Here is a 26,613-nt window from a genome sequence, read left to right on the forward strand (position 1 = left end):
GCGCTCGTATGATTTAATATCCTTGACATAGGCCTTAAGCAGGAAATCACACTGACCGGTAACATGATGACATTCAGTGATCTCTTTGATCGCATCGATTTCCTCCAAAAAAACCTGGATGGTATTATTCTTATGAAAATCAAGCTGGATCTGAATAAAGGTTTTTATACCCAAACCCAGTAATTCTTCATCAACCAGTGCATGATAGCTCTTGATATAATGAGCCTGCTCCAGTTTTCTGACACGTTCGAGGGTTGGTGCCGGTGATAGACCTACTTCATGAGAAAGTTGCAAATTGGTAATCCTACCATTTTCCTGAAGAATCTTAAGGATTCTCAGATCTATTTTATCCAGTTCTATTGCCATAATAAGCTCAAAAGTAAAGTATAAAAAGCATTAGCCAAATTTTATTTTAAAAAATGTCTATAAAATAGTCATATATTTTATGATGATATTTTTAGATTAATCTAAATAAAATATTAGATTTGTTTAATTTTTAAGCTTATGCACTCATTTACAGAAGAAAACTACCTGAAAGCTATCTATCACCTGAGTGAAGGAAACACGATGGCAGTCAGTACAAACCAGATTGCTGAAATGACCAGTACCAAGGCCGCTTCGGTTACCGATATGCTGAAAAAACTGGCTGAAAAGAAACTAATCAATTACATTAAATATCAGGGAGTTACATTAACAAGCACCGGAATAAATGCGGCTGTGAATATCATCAGAAAGCACCGTTTATGGGAGGTTTTTCTGGTTGAAAAGCTTGGATTTAAATGGGATGAAGTTCATGATATAGCAGAAGAGCTGGAACACATCAATTCTGAAACGCTGATAAACCGCCTGGATGACTTTCTCGGGAATCCGGTAGCCGACCCTCATGGCGACCCCATTCCTGACAGATCAGGCCTGATAAACCATAAAAAACTGGTTAAGATATCTGATATGCAGACTGGCGAAAGCGGCACTGTTTCGGGAGTGAGTGAACATTCATCTGTTTTTCTGAAACTATTGGAAAAGCTGGGGTTAACCTTAGGGACAAAAATAATTATTTCAGAACTGATTGAATTTGACGGGTCGATCATGCTCACAATTGATCAGAAAACTGAGCGGACAATCAGCCGTGAGGTTGCAAAAAATATATTGGTAATTCTATGAGTAATAAGAATTCAGAATCGCTGAGTGAAGTTCACGGTTCGGTAATTACTTCAGGTAAAACAGGATGGCGTAAGCTGATGGCTTTTATAGGCCCGGCTTATTTGGTCAGTGTGGGTTATATGGATCCTGGTAACTGGGCCACAGATATTGCCGGAGGTAGTCAGTTTGGCTATAAACTGATCTGGGTATTGCTAATGTCTAACCTGATGGCATTATTGCTTCAATCACTTAGTGCCAGATTAGGAATCGTCCGTGGACTCGACCTGGCACAGGCATCGAGAAATACCTATCCATCATATGTCAATTACCCGCTTTATGTACTCGCACAAATTGCCATCATAGCCTGCGACCTGGCGGAGATTATTGGAATGGCTATCGGATTAAACCTGCTTTTTGGTCTTCCACTGATCTGGGGAGTCTCAATCACCATTCTGGACACCTTTCTGCTGCTCTTTTTGATGAATAAGGGGATGCGAATGATGGAGGTCTTCATCGTATCAATGGTGTTTATTGTCGGAGTTTCCTTTTTAACTGAAATGTTCATTGTTAAACCCTTAATTGGTGAAGTATTGAGTGGATTTGCACCATCTATGTTATCAGGAAATGCACTTTACATTGCAATTGGAATCATTGGAGCAACAGTAATGCCTCATAATCTTTATCTGCATTCTTCCCTGGTACAGACAAGAAAAATTGAACGTACTGCCAAAGGAATCAAAGACTCCCTGAAATACAACCTGATCGATACAACAATTGCCTTAAATCTTGCATTCTTCGTGAATGCTGCAATTCTGATTCTGGCTGCGACCGCATTTTATAAAAACGGTTTGTTTGAGGTTGCCGAAATTCAGGATGCCTATAAATTACTGGATAATATTTTTGGTTCTCTAGCCCCTACCCTGTTTGCTATTGCCCTGATCGCATCCGGACAGAGCTCTACAATCACAGGAACACTTGCAGGGCAGATCGTGATGGAGGGACACCTGAATCTAAGGATACAGCCCTGGATCAGGCGCTTACTGACACGATTGCTCGCAATTATACCGGCATTCTTTACAATAATGTTCTTTGGGGAAGAAGCTTTAGGCAGTTTACTCATATTAAGTCAGGTTGTTCTGAGTTTGCAACTCGGCTTTGCAGTAATTCCTCTGATTCACTTCAACTCCGACCGGGCAAAGATGAAGGAGTACACAATCAAACCCTGGGTTAAAATTTTGGCATGGTTATCTGCCCTAATCATAGTAAGCCTGAATGTGCAGCTTGTAATTGAGGAGATTGGTAGCTGGCTGAGCAGCACAACCGTTAGCGTTTTGTGGATTTATTTGCTTGTAATTCCTTTAGCCATAACTATTGGCATATTATTGCTCTATGTATTTCTAATGCCCTTTTTCAGAAAATATGAGCGCAAAATATCCAATGTTCCGCATGGAGAGGCTCTTGAAATCGGAGAACTTGAACAGGTGGAGTATAAAAAGATCGGTATCACAGTCGATTTTTCTAAGAATGACAGAAATACTTTTCGGCATGCATTAATACAGGGCGGAAAAAGTGCTGATTACTACCTGATCCATATTGTTGAAACCGCCGCGGCCAGATTTCATGGCGAAAAAGTACTTGATCATGAAACGCAAAGTGATACCGACAACCTTGAAAAATATCAGCAAAATCTAAAAGATCTGGGCTACCAGGCTCATATTGAAATCGGTTATGGAACTGCGGCGAAGGCGATATCAGAACTGGTGAAAGCGAAGAATCTGGATCTTCTGGTAATGGGTGCTCACGGACATAAGGGTATCAGCGATCTGATCTTTGGAACCACTGTCGATACGGTTCGCCATAATGTGAATATTCCGATTATGATTGTGAAGTGAGGGAATTGGAAATAGGTAATAGGGAGTAGGTAATAGGGAATGGGAAATAGGAAATGGGAAATGGGCTTGGGCTTGGAGAATGGAAAACGGGAATAATTGTTAGTTTTCTGCTACTTTTTCAAGAATACTTAACATAATCCGGGGTGATAGGAATCCATCGTGCTGGTAAATAATCTCGTTCTTAACATTAAGAACCGCAATTGAAGGATAGGAAATCTGACCTTTTATCGTACCCAGTTCTCTGGCCAGTTCATGTAGTCCGGCTTTATTTTTAAAGACTCTCCCGGCAAAAAATATATCATTCTTATCCTCCGCATCCAGAAATACAGTATAAAATTTCTCACTCAAGAGTACAGCGACCTTGTTGTCTTTGGTCATCGTGTTTTTCATTGCATGACAGTATTTGCACCAGCCAGTCATGATGAGCACTACTAAGGGTTTTGGTGCTTTCTCCTGTAAAGTTTTGATCTCTTCAAATTTAACAATGCGATTTTGTCCCGACAGTTCTGACACCTGAACCAGCACAAAAATGAATATGATCAATATCCTTAGCATCTTATTTGATGATTAAACGCACACCCAGAAACCCCCGGATCCCCTGATTGGGAGCATAAACATATCCGGGGTCAAATGTTAAAGCATAAGGATTCGCCGGACTCGGAATTACATTTCCGGAAGCATCAGTCTGGACTTCCTTATCAAAAGGATCATTACTTCGTGCAATTAAAAATGGCTCACTCTTACCCGGCGTCCAGTTTAGTAAATTTTTTACACCCCCATAAAGCTCGATCTTTTTCAAGCCAGTATAGGTAAATTGTATATTTTGCAGGCTCCATACCGGGGATGCTCCACTGCGGGGATCCGAATTGCTTAAACGTGGCAAGAGCATGGGACCATAAATATTTCCGGTGTAATCGAGTCCGAGATTCAGGTTTTCGAGTTTGTATGAAATCCCCCAGGTACCGGTCCACTTTTCATTAAGAAATGGCCGGATTTTCTTACCAGATGTTTTATTTTTAGAAAACACTTCCAGCAGGGAAGTTCCGGCAATAATCTTTAATCCGTTTGTAAATGTCATATCAAAATTAGCACTCAAACCACGTGAGACTGCATACCCCTGCAAATTACTGTAAATGATCTGATTAGGGTTGCTTAAATAATCAGGAATGATCTGGTTATTAAAATGGGTATACCAGGCAGAAGCATCGATACCTATGAAACTTCCGCTTTTAAAATAGATCTTTTTTATAAAGTTCAGATTTGCATTATAACTTCTTTCCGGTTTCAGCTGTTCTGTAACCACCACTTCCCTTGAGCCTGTAAGAGCAGCATGTTCCTCGGTAAACAAACTTACTACCCTGAAACCCGTACCTGCATTTAAACGGAGAATATTATTCTCATTAAGCATCCATTTGTATGCAAATCTCGGAGTTAGAATATTGCCATGGATGGAGTTATAGTCGTATCTCATTCCAAGCAAAAGTTTATGTTTCTCTGCAAGGGCAATTTCATCCTGCACAAAGATGCCCGGAAGCCATACCTTATCTGCCTTATTAAGTCCGTTCAGTAATGCTGTTGCAGGAGTATTATCATCATACATCGTATATCTGAGGGCAGTTCCGACCAGCAGATCATGAGTTTTTAGTTTTTTATCCCAGCTCAATTGTCCGAATGCGATCTTTTGCCTTGCATCATAAATGGTATTCCCATAAACCGAATTCTGATCGTGGTCATTCAAAGACCAGGAAAACATAACAGATTCTTTTAAGGGAAGCTGATAGGTTCCCAGCATTTCCCACCTGTTGGTGTATATACTCTCTCCATATCGCTCTGTTCCTCCCCTGTAAGTCTTATCCCAACCAATATCACCACCCCAGCGGTCCTCATAATTATATCTTGCCGCCAGACTGAACTGCCTGTTTTCCTTTCTGTTAAAATTCCATTTCTGAAACACTGAAATCCTGTCCTGAAGGGTTACATCCGTAAAAAGATCCTTATTATTATCGATCCGGTTTCCATATTTAAAATAATTGATCCCTGTAAGTACTTCAGCTTTATTCCCTGCCGAAAACTTAAAACCAAGATCGGTATTTAACTCTCCCCATGAAGTTGAAAATACATCCCCTGAAAATGCCGGCGCATTTTGAGGCTTCTTAGTAATGATGTTAATTAAACCACCAACCGCTTCGGAGCCATAGAGTGATGAAGCAGGCCCTTTGACTATTTCTACACGCTCAATTAAAGCATTAGGTATACCAGAAAGGCCATAAACCGATGAAAGGCCACTGACGATAGGCATACCATCTATCAGAATCATCGTATACGGACCCTCGAGACCATTTATATGGATATCACCGGTATTGCAAATATTACAGTTTAACTGCGGCCTGACTCCATTTACATTTTGTAAAGCATCAAAAACAGAGGGTGTTGGATTCTTCCTGAAGAATGCAGGGCTGTATACTTCAACAGGCACCGGGCTTGCCAGTCTGCTGACCTCTTTCATGGTTCCGGTTACTACAAACTCTTCAATAACTGATCCCGACTCTTCTAAATCAAGATCCAGATCTACCCTTTCGTTTTCCCTGAGTATAAGTTCTTTTTTGAGTGAACTGTAACCTAAGGCTGAAATGTTTAAGACATATTTACCTGCGTTAAGCTTCATAGAATACTTACCGAGGGAGTCACTTGTTGTTCCTATATTGCTGTTGAGGACTTTTATTGAAGCAAAGGCTACTGGTTTCTGTCCAGATCTGATCCATCCGCCTACGACGGACGTCTGCGCTTTTGCCGTTAAAGCAATCCCGAATAGTATAATTGACAGAATAAATAACCTCATTTATTAAATATTAGATTCACAAAAATACAAATTTAGATTAATCTAAAAATATTATTTTATCAATCTTAAAAAATATTTTGAATAAACTCTAAACATGAAAAATTCCGGTTATGGATTTTCTTTCGGATATTTGCACTTATGTCGGGTGGAATAAATATCAAGAATAAGCGAGCGTATTTCGAGTATCACATACTTGAGACCTATACAGCCGGTATAAAATTGCTCGGCACTGAAATAAAATCGATACGTGAGGGCAAGGCTGATATCAACGACGCATTCTGTACTTTTTTTGATGGCAATCTCTATGTCAGGAATATGCAAATCGCTGAGTATTCGCATGGTTCCTTTTACAATCATGAGGCTAAGCGCGACAGGGTCTTACTTCTGAACAAAAAGGAAATAGCTAAACTCCGGACAAAAATTGAGGAAAAAGGCTTTACCATTATCCCATTAAAAATCTTCACTTCAGAACGGGGATTTGCCAAACTTGAGATCGGCTTAGCACAGGGTAAAAAGATCTACGATAAGCGCGAAACACTCAAGGACAGGGATGCAAAACTGGAGATGAGCAGGGCGATGAAACGATAGAGTTACGAATTATCAATTACGAATTATTGATTACGAATTATCAATTGTCAATTGTCAACTGTCAATTAATTACCACGCTTTTTCCCCCACCAGTGGCACAAATCTAAACGTATCCAATGAGATCCGCTCATAGTCCTTTTCACTTACTCTGAGCACAGTAATCATTTTTTGAGAATTCTCATCGCCAACAGGAATAACCAGAATTCCTCCAATTTTTAATTGTTTAAGCATAATTTCAGGCACCAGCGGGGCTCCTGCGGTCACAATAATCTTATCATAAGGGGCATGCTCAGCAATCCCTTTTGAACCATCACCGAAAAAGAATTCAGCATGATAGCCAATATGGGGCAAAACCTGACTGGTTCGTTTGTAAAGATTTTCCTGACGTTCGATGGTGTACACTTTTGCCCCAAGTTCCAGTAGAATACAGGTTTGATAACCTGAACCAGTGCCAATCTCAAGCACTTTGTCACCAGGTTTGATGTGTAAAAGTTCGGTCTGGTAGGCCACGGTGTAGGGCTGGGAGATTGTTTGTCCGTCGCCAATTGGAAAGGCAATGTCTTTATAGGCTTGAGTCCAGAATGTTTCGTCAAAAAAATAATGTCTCGGGACTTTTCCAATTGCTTTTAATACTTTTTCATCGGCTATGCCTCTGTCTCTGAGTAATTCAACTAACTTTTTGCGGGCTCCCTTTTCGCGGTAGCTATCTACTAATTTATGTGCCATTGCTCTTCAAAAATAGTCTTATGAAGGCAGTTTTTTAAAATAAAAATGAGAATAAATTAAAGGAATAATTTCAATAAGGATCTACATCAATATGAATGTAAACACCCTTGTTTGAGGGCTGTGAATCGAAGTTTCTGAGAATATTCTGTAATGCATCTTTGATCTTCTGTACCGATACCCCTTCCTTCTCAACCTTAATCAAAATGGTCTGAATAAAATAATTCCTGATACGGCTGATCAGAGGTGCTTCTGGTCCCAGTACCCGGTCGCCAAACTGCGATCTTAAAACTTTGGCCAAAGAATCTGAAATAATCGCCAGTTTAGAAAGATCTTTATGCTTCACATCCAATTGTATAAGACGGTAAAGCGGTGGGTAGTGAAAATTTCTCCTCTCCAGAATTTCAGTATCAAACATCTCCTCATAATCGCCCCGGATCACCTGGCTAATGATACGATGGCTGGTATCATAAGCCTGAATAATAACCTTGCCCTGTTTCGCACGCCTTCCTGCCCGTCCGGAGACCTGTGCTAACATCTGATAACTTCGTTCAAATGCCCGAAAATCAGGATAATTTAACATGCTGTCGGCACTGATAATCCCGATAGTACTTACATTTCCAAAATCGAGTCCTTTGGCAACCATTTGGGTACCCACCAGAATATCGATCCTACCCTCTTCAAAATCATTGAGCAGGATCTGAAAACTATTTCTGGTACGGGTGGAGTCGAGATCCATACGGGCAATTTTTGCATCCGTAAAGATACGCTGCAGTTCATCTTCTATCTTTTCGGTACCGAAACCTTTCTGCTCTATCCGGGTTGAACCGCAGGCAGGACAGGCTTGCAAAACATCCTGCTTATATCCGCAATAGTGACAATGTAGTTTTGCACTACTCTTATGAAAAGTAAGACTTACATCACAATTGATGCATTTGGGAGTATATCCGCAGGTAGTACAAAGTAAAACAGGAGTATATCCACGACGGTTCTGAAAAAGAATCACCTGCTCCTTACGGGATAATGCCGCTTTAATTTCATTTACCAGAACTGTGGTAAAATGCGATTGCATTGTTTTCCGTTTGGTTTCTTCAGCTATACTCACCACTTCAATTACAGGAGGTTTTACTCCACCATATCTGCCTTTTAAGGTTACAAAACCATATTTTTTAATCTTCGCATTATAAAAACTCTCCAAACTCGGAGTTGCTGAGCCTAAAACTATCTTAGCACCATGCAAATGTGAAAGAAAGATGGCAGTATCCCTTGCATGGTACCGCGGAGCAGGGTCATATTGTTTGTAAGAAGATTCATGCTCTTCGTCGACGATGATCAGTCCCAGATCCTTAAATGGCAGAAAAATAGATGATCTGGCCCCCAGAATCATTTTATACTCACCTTTTAAAACTTTCTGCCAGACTTCTGCCCGCTCATTATCATTAAAGCGGGAATGATAAACTCCAATCTGCCCTCCAAAATGTTCACGCAAACGTTCAATAAGCTGGGTGGTCAAGGCAATCTCAGGCAAAAGATACAATGTTTGCTTGTCTTCAAGCAGCATTTGCTCAATCAGTCGGATATAGATTTGAGTTTTGCCGGAAGATGTTTCGCCATAAAGCAAAACAACATCCTTCTCTTTCAATTGCTCTCTGATCTCTTCCAATGCAAGTTCCTGGGCATCATTCAATTTAAAATCATGCAGGGTTTCGAGTTCCTCAGCGCTGAGGCGACTCACCACTTTATCTTCCTGCACAAAAATCTCCTTATCAATCAGGGTTTTTAATGCCGCCGGACTGCTTCCACTGACTTCCAGCAGATCGGGCTTGGAAATTTCATTTTGCTGCTTCTCAAGCTTAAAATAAGCCAGCAAAAGTTCCAGCTGCTTTGGTGCCCTTTCAAGAATTTCGAATAAAGCCCTGCGGTTTTCGGAATCTTTATATTGGGGATGAAGGCTAATAAATGACTTCTTTTTGGGTTTAAACTTCTCAGTAATTTCTTCAGAAATTATGATAATATTCTTCTCAAAAAGAGTTCTGAGTATTGGAAAAACTGTCTTTTGTCCGAGTAATTTACTGATATCACTTACCTTAAGTTCTGATTGAATATCGAGGGCATCAATAATCAGGAACTCCTTATCAGAAAGTTCTGACTTATCGAACTCTGTTGAATGATTCAGGATGACACGGGTTTCACTAGCCAGTTTCAGTGCAGAAGGCAGCGCAGCCTGCATCACCTCACCGATATGACAGAGATAATATTCCGACATCCATTTCCATAACTTCAACTGAAAGTCATTTACAATAGGCACATCATCAAGTACATCAATGATATATTTAGCCTCATAAAGTTCCGGTGGAGTTTCTGATACCTTATAAACAATTGCGGTATAGATCTTGGCCCGTCCAAATTGAACAACTACACGCTTCCCGGTTGAAATAGCCCCGGTCATTTCTGAAGGTACCCGATACGTATAGGTTTTAGGTATCGCTAATGGAAGAACTACCTCTATGAAAAGAGTTTTCCTTTCAATGCCATTTGTTTCATTAAACTCAAGCATTATTTACCCTTTATTGCGACGAAAATCAGGCTAAACCAACCCAGAATAAAAAACAAACCTCCGATTGGAGTAATCGGTCCAAGTACCGAAAGCTGTGTGATATTCAGTATTTCTTTTGTAGAAATAAGATATAAAGAACCAGAAAAAAGCAGAATTCCGAGAGAAAAGAACCAGGCAGCCAGGTTTCCGGCTCTGCTATTGCTTGCAGGAAGAATTGAAACGAAAAGCAAGGCAAGTGTATGATAGAAGTGATAACTTACAGCAGTTTTCCAAACCTCCAATCCGGCCGGATCAAGAAGAGATTTTAAGGCATGAGCACCGAAAGCACCTAAAATAACAGCCAGAATGCCAAACACAGAAGCGATAATAATTACCCGTTTGTTCATAATGTTAGATTAGATTGCTAAAAATACCCTTATTGACTTTAGTTTACAAGTACTTTGATGGTAAATTATGTATACACTTTCGAATCAACTACTTGTGTGCTATCAGAATTAATCAGATAAAGTAAGTAAGACAAAAGGATATTTGTATCGCAGGACTAATAATTTAAAAAATCAACGAGTTTTCAACTTTAAAAAATCAAAAAACATTTCAAATTGGTCGTATTAATCACTAAAAAGGCTATGGATTGATTAATTATAATTTTGCTTATGCTTGATCTAGAATCTACCTGCTGAAATAATTAATTACTTAATATTCAACAATATCATTATTACATCAGAATAAAAATAAACCTATGTGGTAAATCCTTCATACTATCATTCCTTTCTAACAACGCTAAAACCCCACTAGCAACACATTTTACTAAAATCAATCAGTAAATTTTGATGCATTTAAGCCTTGGAATCCTGAATTTTTAATTACAAAAAGTCGTCCAGCAAGTGGCTGTTTTTTTATTTCATGAGGCTGTAAACCAGTTTTTGCTGTTGTGATATATAGATCTTGCAAGTTCTCACCTCCAAAAGTACATGAACTTATCTGTGAAACCGGGAGTCGAAAATTGTGCATCATTTCTCCTGAAAGAGGGTTATATCTGGCAATTCTATAACCACCCCACAATGCTATCCACAACATTCCATCTGAATCTATTGTCATCCCGTCAGGAAATCCATCTGTTTCTGGGATCTTAATAATAACCCTTTTATTGCTTATTCCACCATTAATAATATCAAAATCAAAAGATACCACTTGACGGGTGGGGGTGTCTATATAATACATTAAGTTTCCATCAGGACTCCATGCAATACCGTTAGAACAGCCTATTCGCCGAATTTTGACAGAGACTGAAAAATCAGTTTCTAAAGTATATAAGCTACCAGCTTCCGGGGTATCAACAACTGACATTGTACCAGCCCAAAACCTTCCAGCAGGATCACATTTTCCGTCATTAAAACGATTATTCTTTAAGTGCTTTTCAGGATCTACTATCTCGACCAAATTTTCCTTTTTAAGATCAATTAATGCGAATCCATTCTGAGTGGCCGCAATCAGCAATCCTGATCTACATAATGCAATTGCACCAATCATTAAATTGGAACTGAAAATTTTGTAAATTTCGCTTCCAGGTTCATACTGATGAACATTACCTTTAAGTATGTCTACCCATAAAATTCTTCCATTGATTGCATCCCAAAGCGGACTTTCACCGAGTTGACAAGAATGTTCACCAACAAGTTGCCAGATTTCATTTATTACCATAGTTCAAAATATCTCCGTACAAATTTAATTCTGCCTCACCAACAAAAACTACATTTCGGGATAGATAAAAAGTTATTCAAGCTGGCTTAATTTCGCTTTTAACACTAGTTGTTATTCATAGCGGTTGGTGCAATTATCGGCTATGAAAAATTAGACATAAAAATCAGGAGGAATAAAGAGTCGACAATTTAAAATGCATTTCTATATACTAAGCATATCTGATATAAAAATATAACACCATAGCAGTAACTATTGCCCACCAGATAAAAGGGTTACGTAAGCCCTTTTGTTGTTCACGTTCTGAAGGTAATAGCGACAAACTATCACGATTCCAAATTAAACCCTGTAATTCTACCTCTGTTTTTGGTTTAGTTAAAAGGCTTACTGCCACGCAAGTTAACATACAAGTCCAAAAAACTATACCAGTCCGATTAAAGAAGGGCATATCAGGGAACAAAAACTCAATTAACAATGATAAGGGGATCGTCAATATTCCTGCTGTAAGTGCTCCCGCATGTGAAGTTCTTTTCCATAAAATACCCAAAAGGAACATTGTAGCAATCCCGGGCGTAAATAATCCATATGCATTTAGTAAATAAAGAAAAACAGGTTTATCTGAATGAAGAACTAAAATCCCTGTGCATGAAATCCCCAAAATTATAATAATTATACCCGATATTCTTCCAAACCTAACCGACTCATATTCACTAGCATTAGATTTAAAATAAGGAAGATAAACATCCATAGTTAGGATAGTGGTGCAGGAATTGATTGCACCTGAAAGATGTGACATTACAGCAGCAATCAGACCAGCCATAACCAAACCTACCAGTCCAGATGGCAATAGATTTTCTACCAGAGTTGGGAACAAAAGATCAGGCTTCTCAAGATTCGGAAACAATTTAGGAGCTACAAGTGCAGGTATAGTAATGATTAGTGGGATTAAAAATTTTAGGTAATCTCCAAAGATTACACCCATACGAGCATGCCATTCATTTTTTGCTGCCAATGTACGCTGAACAATGAATTGATTAGTCGCACAATAAAATACACTTATGCATAACAATCCTCCCAAATACATAGTCCAAGGAAAGTCAGGATCATTTGCAGGTAAAATCAGATCCCAGTCCTTAGAAGATTCTATCACTGATGATACCCCTCCGGCAGCATTTAAAGTTGCCACTGTTAAGGCTATCCCTCCCATGACCAAAACAATAAGTTGAAGCATTTCGGTCCAGATAACCGCCCGCAATCCACCAGCAATAGTGTAAATTCCAGTAGCAATCGCCAAAACTATAATACTATTCATCATTGGTATACCTAGCAATGAATGTAATGAAAGTGCTCCAAAGTATAACACGGCACCTATTTCAACAAAAATATATGTTAATAAAACTAGAATTGAATAAATGGTACGTGCACCTCCACCAAACCGCTTTTGCAAAAATTCAGGCATGGTATAAAAACCATTTCGAATATAAAATGGAAGAAATATCCATAACAAGGCATTAAATCCTATCAAAATAGCTCCCCACTCCATAGCGATTGCGACGAACCCCCGGGTATAGGCAACTCCCATAGCACCTACCAAATGATGGCTGCTGATATTTGAGGCAATTATACTACCCCCAATCATCCACCATGGTAGTTTATCGCCTGCTAAAAAATAATCACGTTTGGTTTTATTCCCTTTCCGGGATGCATGTATCCCCAAAGCAATCACACCCAGAATATAAATTACAAAGATAGAAGCATCCAGTGCTGTGAGATTCAGGTTCATGTTTTAATCATTTTTTGCAGATTATCCTTAGTTGTTTTAATGAGTAACTCTAGAGATCCCTTTTCAAAGGGTGTTTGCCAAACTGAATATGCATCTTGATCATACATTTCAGAGACAGGGAGATAACCTAAATACCCATTCGCAACATTCACTACTCCTACAGCATATTGAGGAAATGATTTACGTAGTTTAATTTGGTAATCAGAATATGGTTCATTCGGCTGTCCAACCAGAAAAGTATCTCCGAGACGCCAAATCCATAGAGGAACGCTTGCATGGTCTTTGTCCCCAACAGCTTTTCGAATATTTAGCTTTCGCCATAATCTTTCTTTAAGAACACGATCCTCACATTCTTTCCACTCTTGTTGTATGTTAGACAAAGAGGGAAGAGGTTTTAAAGGAAATTCTACATTAATCATTTCAGATGAAAGGATTGTTGATGGGGTATACTGTGATTGCTTCCAAACCGCTACCGAAGCCCCTGATTCTACAACTTTATCAAAAACAAGTTCTGTATTAGGTGGTAACATTGCTTCCAAAGTTGCTAACACTGCATAGCCAATCTGTCTTCCATATGCATCGGCAATTGTTGGATCTCCAACATATTGTTCAGATGGGGCAAGATCTCCGGAAGCCCCCTGCAAAAACAAGCATGGAGCATTTGTCGTTTTTGCTTCTACAATCTCCCTCATTGCACCGATGTAATCTGGTGATATTAATCTATTTTCCCATGCAAGAGTTGTTGGATGACAAGCATAGTTAACAATAGTTCCCATAACTCTTCCATCTTGATCACTTATTCTGCCTACCAGTAAAGTATCATCAGCATCTTTTTCAGGATTAAACCCCACGACCATTCTGTTATTGCCAAATTCTTGTAAATCGCGGTTAGTAGCCAGGCTACATTTTCCATAAAGCCAACTCAAAGTTGCGGGTACTGTTGTAGCCAATGCACACTTAATAGAATTTATAGCAATTTGTTGAATCCTAAGAAGATAAGGCTCTATGAATTCTCCACCATTTTTTACTCGATCTCCACTGGAAAGACTAGGACCTGCATGAGTATGGGAAAGGCAGATCATTAACTGCCATGGTTCAAGCCCCATGGTTTTTAGTATACCATTTCGAACAAATAATTCATCATCAGCGCTCTTCCACCAACCAAGATCTGCTGATATTAAAACTAGTGGTTTCTCATTCTTGCTTGTTTGAAAAGTCATGCAAACAAGCATTAAAGGTTTATGTATTCCCTCTGCTACATCATCTAGGGCAGCTCCCCAGTTCCGGGCATAAATTCCTATAGGAGGCGTAATATCCTCCTTTGATATGCCAATCAAACCAAAAAAAGAAGGGTTCCTGTGAGTATTATAATTTGAATTATGCATACGTAGATTTGAAATCAGGACCTGAGTGATAATCCTCCGTCCATAAGTATTGTGCTTCCAGTCATGTGAACATTATTTGGATGACACATTAAAAGAACTTGTTCTGCAACTTGTTGTGCACTCATGACTCTCCCGACAGGAACTTTCTGAAGAGCTATTTCACTTGCTCCGGGATCATTTTTCCAGAGATCACCCGATAGACCAGCTTCAACATAGCCCGGTGCAAGTTCATTAACTAGAATGTCAAATGGGGCAAGCTCAAGAGCCATACACCTTGAAAGCATTCTCAACCCTGCTTTGGCAACACAATAAGCAGGAATATGTATATGCGGAGTATAAGCTGCCCAGCTACCAATGAAGGCCACCCTTCCAGGTTGTTTATGATAAAGGAGACGGTTTGTGGCACTTTGAGCTAAATGAAAGGCTCCGTCTAAATTAACACGAAGTTCCTTGGACCATTGGTCGGAGGTAACGTCCTGTATACCAGCAAGAGTTACAGTCGCAGCATTAGGAATAATAATACTTGCTAGACCCGTTGTATTCTCAATTTCAATTACCCAATCATTTACTGCTTTTGCATCCGTTACATCCACCTGATGATAGGTACTTAAAATACCCCACTGTTTTAATTTATTTAGTACCTCTGATACAAGGTGCACAGGTGTCAAATCACAGAGGGCAACATTAGCACCATGCTTAGCGAATTCTAAAGCAATAGCAAAGCCAATATCTCCTAAACCTCCGCTAATCAAAACGGTCTTATTTTCAAATAATTTCTCCATTAAAAACTAAAATTACCAATCACCAACACTTCCATCCTTATAAAAAGTTCTTTGCAGAACTTCTTGCTGAAACGGATGTTTTTTTAATTCCTCTTCATTTATTTCAATGCCCAAACCAGGTCTCATACCAGGACGTACAATTCTGCCTTTCTTTTCTACAACATAACCTTCACTTACTACATCCTCTCGCCATGGTACATCATTGTGAACATTTTCACATATAATATATGAAGGTGTAGCAAATCCGAATTCTAAGGAAGCAGCAGTACTTACTGGCCCCTGAGGGTTATGTGGAGCCACTGCAACCCGATAAGCTTCTGCCATAGCAGCTATACGCCTTGCTTCGCTTATTCCGCCACAGTGGGTAATGTCAGGCTGAACAACACTAACTGCACGCTTTTCGAATAATTCGCGAAAAGCATGTATACCTACAAGGCGCTCACCTGATGCAATAGGCGTTTTTACAGCGCGCTGAATTAATGCAATATCCTCAATCGATTCAGGCCAGCAGGGTTCTTCAAAAAAATAAAGTCCATAAGGTTCAAGAACTTTTGCGAATTGCATACCCATTCTTGGGCTGGGACGTGCATGGCAATCAACCATTATATCAATATCATCGCCAACAGCTTCGCGCATTTCTTTTACACAGGCCTCGGCATATAGGATTGGCCTCAATCCTTCCAAAGGCATGGTTTCGGGCACAGCCATTGATTTAAATGCAGTAAAACCATCTTCAACTGCTTTCTGTGCCAGCTCTCCAAATCGTTTTGCATCATCTGGTTTGGTCTGGTAAAAATCTTCCATTTTTCCGCCACCTAAGTGACAGTATAGTCGGATATAATCTCTGACCCGCCCACCCAAAAGCTGGTGACAAGGTACTTGATGGATTTTTCCAAGAATATCCCAAAGAGCAATATCAATACCACTTATTGCTGTACCTCTAACAATATTGTCTCCATGCCAAAAATGCTGACGGTACATCATTTGCCAGAGATGTTCAATTCGTCTCGGATCCTCACCAACAAGCAATTGAGAAATGTCTTCTATCGCTCCGACTACAGAACGTGTATGCCATTCTAGTGTTGCTTCACCCCATCCCCATAAACCAGGCTGATCGGTTAATACTTTAACAAAAATCCAATTTCGCATTTTTGCATGGCAAACCAATGTTTCTATAGCTGTGATTTTCATTTCTTAATATTATGTCAAATTAATTTTTTAATAAATCACTAACTACAGATTGTGTCTTCTCTAGGGTTTCATCAATATCCCTGATACTGTGGGCGAAAGAAATACTACCTTGTTTAATGGGTAGTGGGAAATTAAATATCCCTTTTTCAATTAGCTTAAGCCGATATTCCTTATCAAAGGCAAAATTATTGTTCATTGCAATATCATGGAAATCTACAGGAGCATGATCCATAAAGTAAACACAGAACGCAGATCCTTCCCGTGCCACATAAAAAGGCGAATCATATCTGTTGAAAATTTCAGTCAAGCCTTGTTCAAGCCTTTCTCCAAGTTTGTTTACATGCTCATATACTTTATGTTTGGGTGAAGCAAGTTTTTGGAGTGTTGCAATTGCTGCAATACTAATTAAAGGATGAGCATTAAAGGTACCAGCAATAAGGACACGCTCGGATTTTTCCGGGCGTACAAAATAATCCATAAACTTCTTTTTTCCACCAATCACACCCATAGGATAGCCATTTGCTACGGCTTTTCCGAATGTACTAAGATCCGGAGTCACCTCGCAAATACTTTGATATCCACCAAGAGCATGTCTGAAACCTGTCTTTACTTCGTCGAAAACAAGAAGAGAGCCATCCTCATCTGCCAATTTCCTTAACCCCTCAAGGTATCCAGGCAGGGGTTTTACAATCCCAATGTTTTGCAATATTGGCTCTAATATGATACAAGCGACCGGGTATCGTTTCATGACATAACTGATAGAATCCAAGTCATTATAATTAACCACATGGACTAGTGATTTATGACTCTGGGGAATTCCTGCAGATAAGCTGTCAAAGGGATACTCACCAGGACTCACTCTTGCTCCGATATCACTAAGGTTACTTATTACATTACCTGCAACATCATTATGCCAGCCATTATACCCCCCCTGCATAATAATCACATGATCTCGTTTTGTTACTGCACGGGCAATTCGGATAGCATGATAGGTTGCCTCAGATCCTGTTGTTGTTAACTGAATCTGCTCAATGGTTGGTACACATTGACAAAACAACTCTGCCAGCTGGCCTTCAAGATCAGTTGGGCCAGCCCCCATCAGGATAGTATTGTTATCAAGAGATTCTTTAACTGCATTATTTACATCAGGATCATTGTGCCCTAAGAATGCCGCTGCAAATCCTGCCTGGTAATCAATATATTCATTCCCTTCAATATCCCACACCTTACTACCAATCCCTTTTGAGAAACATATATTAGGATCAGACTTACGATTTAATGAAACAACCCCACCGGGTATCCATTTCTCATTTTTTTTTAATAGTTCTAAAGATTTTGGCCAAGTATTCATTTATTCTTTATCGTGGGCTTATACCCTATTATCATTTAATCTTATCAAAACTAGGGATTTTCATATGCTCTCCATCCTTAAGTGCGGACTGGTGTGCAACAATTCCAGGTGCCGTATAGGCCAGTGCCTCATATATGTTCACTTCTGGTTGTCTATTATTAACCAGAGAATCAATAAACTCATGAGTAATAAAGGTATGCGATCCGCTATGACCACTATTATGCCTCATTGGCTCAGGCAACATATCCGTCTGCCACCATAAAGGCACCTTATAAGGTTCAACAATATTTTCTTCCCGCTTAAATCCGGCATCATCCTGGCCAATTTTATCGGCAACCTTAACAACTATATATTCTTTATTCTCTCCTTGAGGATAGTAAAAACTCATCTTATCGCCTCTCCATTCTCCACGTTCGGCTCCTTGCAGTGCACCCTTCCAATTTACTTCAACTCGAAATGGATTACCACGATTTGTTTTAAAGAATGCAGTCTCATTCCAAAAAGGATTTTTATAAGGGTTATTCTTAAGTAGAGGACTATCATCTCCCCAGCCCATAGCACTAACATGGGTTAACCTTTCCCCGGTAACCGCAATCAGGAATGCTGTGCTGTGTGTTGGATAATTCATAGGAGGTAAACCATGACGCCAAGTAGGCTTACCCTTATTGTCAAAAAACAATGTCTCAAGACCTGGATGATTATATTCAGCTGCAGCGCTGAATATATTCCCAAATTTACCTTCTTTATAAAACTTCTTAGCAGATATTACTCCTTGTTGGTAAACAGTTGTTTCAGCCATCATATAAGTAAGTCCTGTTCTTTGAACAGTATTCAGAATATCAGCACACTCTTCAAGCGTCATTGCGGCAGGAACTGCACAAAGCACATGTTTACCAGCTTTCAGTGAAGAAATTACATGCCTGGCGTGGTCAGGTGCCGGAGTTGCGATAAACACAGCTTCAATTTTGGGGTCCAAGAGAAGATTCTCTAGTGATTCATAACTCTTAGAACATTTATAGGTTTTCATTAGAATCTCTCGTCTATCTACACGGAGATCACTGACTGCTTCAACAATACAATTTGGATGTTCGTGAAAATGAAAACTTGCTCCAAATCCTCCTCCTATTATTCCTACACGAATTTTACGGTCAGAGTTTGGGATTTCACCAAATGTATAACGTGGTGCAATTGCTAAGGCAGTAGCACCTATCCCTGCCATGCTAATAAACTTACGCCTATTAAGTGATTGTTCTATCTTATTCATATTTTATATTTTAACATATTTATAAACTATACTATTTTACTACATTGTTAATAATCAAAATAATTCATATGATCCTATTCTAATAACCTGGGTTTTGTTGTAAAAGAGGTTGTTTTCCATCTACAACACTCAAATCAATCTGAGCTTGTGGGATAGGGAATATTTCATTTTTCCCTTTAGTGAATTTAGCACCTATCATATATCCAAAATTATACCCCGAAATGGTGGTTTCATGCTTTATATAGGCGTTTAATATATCGGCCATATAGCCAGTACCATTGTCATATCGCTGAAGATCAAAAAATCGATGATTTTCCATTGCAAGTTCAAGTTTTCTTTCAAAACGAACTGATTCACGTGCAAAGGACTGACCATTTTGAACAAATTGACCATTGTAAAGCCCTACTTTATAATTGGCTGCTGGTATATTTGAAAAGCCCTTTCCTGGATCTCTATTATCATTGTAAGAATAAAGCCATCCTGCTGGATTTGCTGCACGTGCCCTTACCCGATTAACATATATTTCTGCTTGAGCTAAACTACCAACTTCTACCTCCACTTCGGCTGCCCATAATAAAACATCTGCAAAACGTATCATATGATAATTAACTGCAGTACTAGAATTTTCCCGGGCTCCAGGTTCTGATTTGGGATTTGTATTTTTTATGTGTAAGTAGGGTCCTGCAACACTTTGCTGCCTGACCCAGGATTGCCCCGGCATAATACCCCAATCCAATAATGGAATACCTCTCCTACCAACTGTCCAGTCTAATCTCGAATCTAAAGTACCGGTATATGGTGTAAATGGAGCTGAGGAGCTTAAACCCTGGTCATTCGTAACATTTGAATCGTTAAAGGTATTCAATAACGGCAAACCTGTAGCGGGATCAGTTTTGAAAGAGTTAACTAAACTGAAAGAAGGTTGATAAAACCCGAAAGTTGGATAAGGTCCACCATAAGGCCCCGCATAGCCTTCACCATTAGCGACAGTACCATTAGCGCCACCGGCACCATCATTTACTGACATTTGAACTGCAAAAACAGATTCCTCATTGTTTTTTTTGGAAGGCACCCAATTGTCATGATATTGAGAAAGCAGGGCATATTTTTTACCATTTGTTGTCACACCGTTCGCAATTATATCATTCAAAAGAGTCCTGGCTTCAGTAAATTTACGCTGAAACATATAGGTCTTTGCTAAAAAGGCTTTAGCTGCCCAACTGTTAGCCCTTCCTGCATTTGGGCTGGTTGCTGCCAAATTTGTTGCAGCGAATTGAAAATCAGCTTCAATTTTTGGCCATATCGGTGTTTTATTGTCTATGTTGTAATTACCCTTTTCAAAACTTACATTTTCGTCAACGAATGGAATATTTTTCCACATTATCGCCGCTTCAAAATGGTATACAGCTCTTAAAAAAACCGCCTCAGCTCTAATTTGTTTTGATTGTTCAGATGTTATAGATGAACTAGGAACTTTAGGTAGTATTCGTAAAACATCATTTGCCCGCTGGATTGCGGAATAGAAAAACCTCCATTTATCATTTAGCGGAAAAAGGGTAGCATCATGCGTATAGCTCTCAAAAGATGGAATTGGTTGTAATGCCCCAGCTTCTGTACCTGTATGTGCATCATCTGAACATACACCTCCAAATACCCACTTCCCAGATGGCCATCCCCCCCCCGCTGTACCTCCATTATCAAGTAAGGAATAAGTACTAATCAATAATGCATCAACACCAGCTTTGGTAGATAAGGTGGTTTCACTTGTAGAGCCTATAGCTCCTTTTTCCAAAAAGTCCTTTTTACAAGAATACAATACAGAAAAAGATGATAAACACGCAAGAAGGATCAAATTATATCTTAAAATTTTCATGGTTCTTAATTTTAAATGTTAAAAAGAGAGATTAATACCGAAAAGTAAATTCCTTATATCGTTAGGATAATTTCCGTAATCTATTCCAAATCCCGAACTATTACCACCCAATTCAGGATCTAGTCCAGAATATTTTGTAGCAGTAAATAAATTGGCCCCTTGCAAATAGACCCTTAGTTTATTTATTCCGTATTTTTGCAATAATGAGGGCTTTAAGGTATAGCCTAATATTAATGACCTTAATCTCAGGTAAGAACCATCCTCAACAAAAAATGTATTTAATACTCTGGATGTGCTGAAGTTATTTGCACTTTCAACTTTAGGAATGTTTGAACCAGTATTTTGCGGGGTCCAGGCATTCAACAAATCTTTACTCTTTCCACCCGTATAAGTACCAAAAAAATGAGTATTGACCTTTATCGTATTAATATTTTCATTCCCTTGCGTACCATAAAACATAGTCGAAAAATCAAAACCTTTATAATTAAAGCCAAGATTTACTCCATATGTAAAATCAGGATTTGGACTCCCTAGAAACGTACGATCATTTGCATCTATTTTGTTGTCACCATTTAAATCTTTATACTTGAAACGACCTGGGGCAGCTCCTGTTTGAGTTGGAGAGGCCGTCACCTCCGCATCATTTTGAAAAAGGCCTAATACCTCATATCCGAAGAAGGAGCTTACTGCCTGGCCCTCCTGATTTCGTACCATATTTCCCAACTGTTGTTGGCTACCCGTCTCAAAATAACCCGGACCAGGAATGTCCATCACTGTATTTTTATATGTTGTAATATTTGTATTAACGTTAAACTGCAAATTATTATTAATGTTTTGCCGATATCCAACAGTTATATCAAATCCTGTATTTTGAATATCACCGATATTGACTGTAGGGGGTGTAGCACCTCCAGCCAATGCAGGTAATGGTTGTGGAAACAACAAGCCATTTATTGATTTTTTAAAGTATTCCATTGAAAAATCAATTTTGTTGTTAAATAAAGTAGCATCAAAGCCAACATTCGAAACTATATTACTTTCCCAACTTGTTTGAGGATTCCCTATATTAGTTTGAAAGAAGCCTTGAGTAATACTGTTGCTTGTACCATTGATATCATAATATGCATTACCAAACCCACCACCAAATAAGGTGAAGGCATTTGCTGCGTTTACGTTGTTATCAGATCCTAAAATCCCATAACTACCTCTTATTTTTAGGTCATTCAACCAGTTAATATCCTTCATGAAATTTTCATTGGTCACTCTCCATGCAGCAGAGAATGAAGGAAATATTCCATATCGCTTCTCTGAGCCAAATTTGGAAGACCCATCCCGGCGAAGGGTAACCCCTAAAAGATATTTATCATTGAATGCATAATCCAACCGGGCAAATAGTGAGAACAAAGTGTTTTCATAAGCATTGCTAAAATTTGTAACATTTAAAGTCCCGTTATTGAGTACCAGGTAATCAAAATTTGTTGAAAACAATCTCTGTACACCTCCACCAACTCCTCTTCCATAATTTCTAATAGCTTCAGAACCAATTAATCCATTAACTTGATGCTTACCAAACAAGTTATTATAAATTAAAGTATTTGTTAAAATTGAAGAAGAATTATAACTTGAATTTTCACTATAGTTGTTCGGGTTATTAAATCCTTGTTTATCATTATAAGCAGTAAAATTGAAATTCTGGTTATACCCATTATCTATAGAACCCCCAAAACTGGTACGTGCTGTAAAATGTTCTAAGAAATCTATTTCAGCATACACATTACCAACAACATTCCAATTATTACTTCTATTATTCATCCTCCGATACTGGCTTGCCACCGGATTTGAATCACTACCTAATTCAGGACCAACTCTGGTTCCGCCATAGTTCCCCTTTATATCATATACAGGTATTATTGGCATCATTTTATAAAGATTGGCCATTGGACTAAACTCACCTTGGTTATTAAACCCAGGATTTTGTTTATATAGAAAATTCAAATTCTCTCCTATTCGTATACTTTTTTTGACCTTGAAAGAAGTATTAACCCTTGCTGAGTACCGCTTTAAATAGCTCTCAATAATAGGACCTTCTTGATTCAAATATCCAAATGAAGCCAGATAATTTGATTTATCGGTACCTCCACTGGCTGTAAGATTATGGTTCGTCATTGGAGCTGTTTTGAACATCGCATTATACCAGTCGGTGCCCTCCTTATTAACTTCTTGAATTAAATAATCATTCGCAGAATTACTTGGATCTAAATTATATCTCGAGGGGTCGACAACAGCATCTCCAGATTTTCCAGTTCCAACGCCATTAGGGCCAACATAAAGAAAATCAGGCAAGCCATTGGCAAACAAGGCACTAAACGGGAATACCTCTTTTGTTAACCGTGCAAAATCCTGAGAATTCAATTGGTTTAATGGATCACCTGATTTAGGTTGTTGAAGTCCATAATAGGAATCATAAGAAATTGTTGGGGCTCCAGATTTTCCCTTTTTTGTAGTTACTACAATTACTCCATTAGAGCCTCTAACTCCATAAATTGCTGCTGCACCAGCGTCTTTTAACACTTGAATAGATTCTACATCATCAGCACTAACATTATTTAAATCTGCTTGGACACCGTCTATTAAAACGAGTGGCTGAGTATTTCCAAATGATGTCACACCTCTTATTAAAATTTTGCTTGCAGCACCCGGTACACCAGAACTAATCACATTCACCCCTGAAGCTTGGCCTTGCAGAGCCTGCATCGCAGAGCCAGATGGAACCGATTTCAAACCCTTCATATCAACTACTGCTACCGAACCAGCAATATCTTTCTTTCTCTGTGTAGCATATCCCGTTACTACTACTTCGTCCAAAGTACCAATTGCTGGAGTCAAAGTAACAGCAATATTTGTCTGGTTACCAACGGTTATTTCAACTGTTTGGTAACCCATAAAAGATACAGCCAAAATATCAGTTGATCTTGCGGGGATAGAAAATGTTCCATCCAGTCCAGTTCCCGTAGCGATTACAGTACCCTTAATTTTTACTATGGCCCCAATGACGGGCATCTGGTCATCAGCAGAAATTACTTTCCCTGAAATTTGCGATTGTCCATACACAGTGAACGACATGTGTATACAGAACAACAACATCAAGCAAACTTTTCTTTTCTGGAGTAGTAGAGTGAAAATCATAATGAATTAGTTTGATTTAAAAATTCTAGTTAATTGTTTTTGTGAAATATTATTATAGTGATATAAAAAAATAAAAGCTATTAAAGCTTGTTAGTTTGCATTATTTAATAGGTTAAATCATTTCTGAATTATTATAATTGAAATCAGAATAATTACAGATTAAAGGTTGAGAATTAAAACAGTGGAGTCAAAGCATCATTTGTCCAACATTTAAACAATTTTATCATTTTTCGCTATTTATTAATTTAGTTACTGAGACCCTGAGCAAAAGAGTATTTCTTTTACAGGATGAAAGCAATACCGGATATTACTTTAATAACCTGCTCAAACATAAAAGGAAGAGAAAAAAAATCTTCAATAAGAAAGTCAAAATGAAATAGTAGAAATAATCATCAAAAAAATACAAGGGCACAGTTAAATCTCTATTTTATAAATTATAAATAGACTGTAATGAATTTTAAGAGCAGTTTAGAATGAAAAATTCAAAAGAAGATTTCAGAGTGAATTATGATCAGATTTTCGACAGTGTGAAACAATAAATTTATTTTAGTTAAGACGCAAATGTTAAATGAGCAAGCTATTCATACATTAATAGCAAAACTATTTTTGGATAAAACTGTATTGATTCATTTTGAATTTTAGAAATAAGGTAGAAGTCAATGCAAATAGGTATTGTATAAAAACATGCATTTCTAAAGATAATCGATAGCAATATTTAACAAGGTTCCTTTCAACTTGATAGTAAAAAAGATGCCTTTACATAGATAATTAATTATTGTAGCCTATTACAAAAAGTATTGAACATGCCTATAATCTGATCAAGAATATTTTTACTTCAAACTCCCTTTAGTAAGGAAATCCACTCTGTCTGTCAGGCCAGCTACATTGGCATTTAATAAAAATGAATCCGGTACTATCTCTAAGTGAATAATGCAGGAAGTTGATTTCTCGTTATAGGGGGCGTTGGAACGTCTGTTGTAACATGAAATCAGTGACCATCGTGACCTGTCTGATAAACTAGCTTCTGAACGATGAAATCTTCGCTATATTCAAAGATATAAGCCTTTAGATCCTAATGATTAGTTCAAATTTGTTAAATACTAAAACTATCCTATCTTTTAACTATTAAAATGAGATGAGAATAATCAAAATGAAGCATCATAAAGGAGTCTTCAAACAATTGTTCGGCTAATTATAAAAGCAATTCAGAATTAGGAAATGATAAAAAATGAAAGAATATAATTCGGGAATAGGGCTCGTTTGAACCTCATTCAGAAAATTCAGTATAAAAAAGCAAATTACACCTATCTCAATATCTGTTAGAAATATTTTCTATTAATGTTCGCTCTGTAAACAGAGGGGACCATTTTTGTATGTTGCTTAAAGTTCTTATTGAAAGAAGTTAAATTGTTAAAACCACAATTAAAACAAATTTGCGAAATACTGAGATTATCCTCACAAAGCAATTTGCATGCAAATGCTATCCTAACCTCATTTACAAAATTGGAGAAGGTATTATTTGTCTTTGTTTTAAAGAATTTACAAAAAGCAGTTGGAGTTAAATTGGCAATAGAAGCAATATCTTCAAGCATAATTTCCTCTGAAAAATGTTCCATTACATATTTATAAACTTTATCCATCCGCCTTACATCATTATGGGTGAAGGAGTTTGCATAGCCTTTGCTTGCCAGGCATACATATTCATTGGATTTAGAAATAAGCTCCAATATTTCAAGAATAGTAATAATGCGCTGAAGCCCTTTTGAATCCTTTAATCTTAAAAGGCTCCGGGTTACTTTTTTCTTGGTATTCCCGAGTATTTTAATACCTCTGTTAATATCCTCAAATAGTTCTCGAAGTCTTACAAAATCAACTGAATTGAGATGAGATTCAGTCAACCAATCAGGATGAAAATAAACCACAAGTGCATGTACATTAGGACTATCGATATTATTTGTATAAGTTACATGAGGAAGATTTGGTCCCATTAGAGTAAGGTCTCCTTCAGTAAAATCTTCAATATTATCGCCAATAATTCTTTTACCACTGCTTTTTAGAATCAATGCAATTTCACATGCATTGTGAAAATGAAACTCCTCATCAAGTTGAGCTGCATGTATTTCTTTAACATGAATAGAATCTCTTAATAAAGATTTAACGTCAAGTAATAATGGCTTCATGTCTATTTCTGATTAATTTATAATAAACGCCTTAAAAGAACTGAATACAAGGATAATTTTAGTTATATATCATCAAATAAATTACGGTCTCAAGAACATTTCATCATTAAAATCTCGTAATTCAGATGAATTTTATATTGATTTGTTGATTTATGAAAAGAAATATAACTAATATAAGGAT

Annotated in this window: 19 protein-coding genes; 3 read left to right on the forward strand and 16 right to left on the reverse strand. The window is 38.1% G+C overall.

Annotated elements, in window-relative coordinates:
• The coding region (locus VGE44_RS01790; RefSeq protein ID WP_331076052.1) for an Lrp/AsnC family transcriptional regulator at window positions 1-366 on the reverse strand (366 nt) is incomplete at its 3' end.
• Window positions 367-504: 138 nt separating this feature from the next.
• On the opposite strand from VGE44_RS01790, the gene VGE44_RS01795 reads away from it, so the two are divergent.
• Together VGE44_RS01795 and VGE44_RS01800 are read left to right on the forward strand one after the other, a co-directional pair.
• A complete protein-coding gene (locus VGE44_RS01795) occupies window positions 505-1,161 on the forward strand; it encodes a metal-dependent transcriptional regulator (RefSeq protein ID WP_331076053.1) in 657 nt (218 codons plus the stop codon).
• Window positions 1,158-3,032, forward strand: coding sequence for an Nramp family divalent metal transporter (locus VGE44_RS01800; protein ID WP_331076054.1), 1,875 nt, complete (start codon window positions 1,158-1,160; stop codon window positions 3,030-3,032). The genes VGE44_RS01795 and VGE44_RS01800 overlap by 4 nt, the downstream gene beginning before the upstream one ends.
• Before the next feature lie 99 nt (window positions 3,033-3,131).
• Here VGE44_RS01800 and VGE44_RS01805 read toward each other — a convergent pair whose 3' ends face one another.
• Window positions 3,132-3,587, reverse strand: a complete 456-nt coding sequence (locus VGE44_RS01805; protein ID WP_331076055.1) for a thioredoxin family protein — start codon at window positions 3,585-3,587, stop codon at window positions 3,132-3,134.
• 1 nt (window position 3,588) lies between these two features.
• Window positions 3,589-5,871: a TonB-dependent receptor gene (locus tag VGE44_RS01810; protein WP_331076056.1), complete on the reverse strand. Its 2,283-nt coding sequence runs from the start codon at window positions 5,869-5,871 to the stop codon at window positions 3,589-3,591.
• Window positions 5,872-6,009: 138 nt separating this feature from the next.
• Here VGE44_RS01810 and smpB point away from each other — a divergent pair, with 138 nt between their 5' ends.
• Window positions 6,010-6,459: an SsrA-binding protein SmpB gene (gene smpB / locus VGE44_RS01815; RefSeq protein WP_324487914.1), complete on the forward strand. Its 450-nt coding sequence runs from the start codon at window positions 6,010-6,012 to the stop codon at window positions 6,457-6,459.
• 69 nt (window positions 6,460-6,528) lie between these two features.
• Here smpB and VGE44_RS01820 read toward each other — a convergent pair whose 3' ends face one another.
• The 13 genes from VGE44_RS01820 to VGE44_RS01880 form a co-directional block, all read right to left on the reverse strand.
• Window positions 6,529-7,185, reverse strand: coding sequence for a protein-L-isoaspartate(D-aspartate) O-methyltransferase (locus VGE44_RS01820; RefSeq protein ID WP_324487915.1), 657 nt, complete (start codon window positions 7,183-7,185; stop codon window positions 6,529-6,531).
• Window positions 7,186-7,255: 70 nt separating this feature from the next.
• Window positions 7,256-9,739 (reverse strand): replication restart helicase PriA, encoded by a 2,484-nt coding sequence (gene priA / locus VGE44_RS01825; RefSeq protein ID WP_331076057.1) that lies wholly within the window; start codon window positions 9,737-9,739, stop codon window positions 7,256-7,258.
• Window positions 9,739-10,125 (reverse strand): DUF423 domain-containing protein, encoded by a 387-nt coding sequence (locus VGE44_RS01830; protein WP_331076058.1) that lies wholly within the window; start codon window positions 10,123-10,125, stop codon window positions 9,739-9,741. The genes priA and VGE44_RS01830 overlap by 1 nt, the downstream gene beginning before the upstream one ends.
• 427 nt (window positions 10,126-10,552) lie before the next feature.
• Window positions 10,553-11,440: an SMP-30/gluconolactonase/LRE family protein gene (locus tag VGE44_RS01835; RefSeq protein WP_331076059.1), complete on the reverse strand. Its 888-nt coding sequence runs from the start codon at window positions 11,438-11,440 to the stop codon at window positions 10,553-10,555.
• A gap of 208 nt (window positions 11,441-11,648) precedes the next feature.
• Window positions 11,649-13,220 carry an SLC5 family protein gene (locus VGE44_RS01840; RefSeq protein WP_331076060.1) on the reverse strand — a complete coding sequence of 524 codons (1,572 nt, stop codon included), beginning with the start codon at window positions 13,218-13,220 and terminating at the stop codon, window positions 11,649-11,651.
• Window positions 13,217-14,605 carry a neutral/alkaline non-lysosomal ceramidase N-terminal domain-containing protein gene (locus VGE44_RS01845; RefSeq protein WP_331076061.1) on the reverse strand — a complete coding sequence of 463 codons (1,389 nt, stop codon included), beginning with the start codon at window positions 14,603-14,605 and terminating at the stop codon, window positions 13,217-13,219. The genes VGE44_RS01840 and VGE44_RS01845 overlap by 4 nt, the downstream gene beginning before the upstream one ends.
• A gap of 14 nt (window positions 14,606-14,619) precedes the next feature.
• Window positions 14,620-15,387 carry an SDR family oxidoreductase gene (locus tag VGE44_RS01850; protein ID WP_331076062.1) on the reverse strand — a complete coding sequence of 256 codons (768 nt, stop codon included), beginning with the start codon at window positions 15,385-15,387 and terminating at the stop codon, window positions 14,620-14,622.
• A gap of 12 nt (window positions 15,388-15,399) precedes the next feature.
• On the reverse strand, window positions 15,400-16,578 hold the full coding sequence (dgoD, locus tag VGE44_RS01855) for a galactonate dehydratase (RefSeq protein ID WP_331076063.1): 1,179 nt from the start codon (window positions 16,576-16,578) through the stop codon (window positions 15,400-15,402).
• A 19-nt stretch (window positions 16,579-16,597) separates the two neighbouring features.
• Window positions 16,598-17,929: an aspartate aminotransferase family protein gene (locus VGE44_RS01860; protein ID WP_331076064.1), complete on the reverse strand. Its 1,332-nt coding sequence runs from the start codon at window positions 17,927-17,929 to the stop codon at window positions 16,598-16,600.
• Window positions 17,930-17,960: 31 nt separating this feature from the next.
• A complete protein-coding gene (locus VGE44_RS01865) occupies window positions 17,961-19,193 on the reverse strand; it encodes a Gfo/Idh/MocA family oxidoreductase (RefSeq protein ID WP_331076065.1) in 1,233 nt (410 codons plus the stop codon).
• A 79-nt stretch (window positions 19,194-19,272) separates the two neighbouring features.
• On the reverse strand, window positions 19,273-21,066 hold the full coding sequence (locus VGE44_RS01870) for a RagB/SusD family nutrient uptake outer membrane protein (RefSeq protein ID WP_331076066.1): 1,794 nt from the start codon (window positions 21,064-21,066) through the stop codon (window positions 19,273-19,275).
• 18 nt (window positions 21,067-21,084) lie between these two features.
• Entirely contained in the window at window positions 21,085-24,252 is a 3,168-nt protein-coding gene (locus tag VGE44_RS01875) for a TonB-dependent receptor (RefSeq protein WP_331076067.1), read from the reverse strand.
• A 1,319-nt stretch (window positions 24,253-25,571) separates the two neighbouring features.
• Window positions 25,572-26,432, reverse strand: coding sequence for an AraC family transcriptional regulator (locus VGE44_RS01880; RefSeq protein WP_331076068.1), 861 nt, complete (start codon window positions 26,430-26,432; stop codon window positions 25,572-25,574).
• Window positions 26,433-26,613 lie beyond the last annotated feature (181 nt).

Origin of the sequence: Daejeonella sp. (assembly GCF_036405355.1) — a bacterium.
Classification (GTDB): Bacteria; Bacteroidota; Bacteroidia; order Sphingobacteriales; family Sphingobacteriaceae; genus Daejeonella.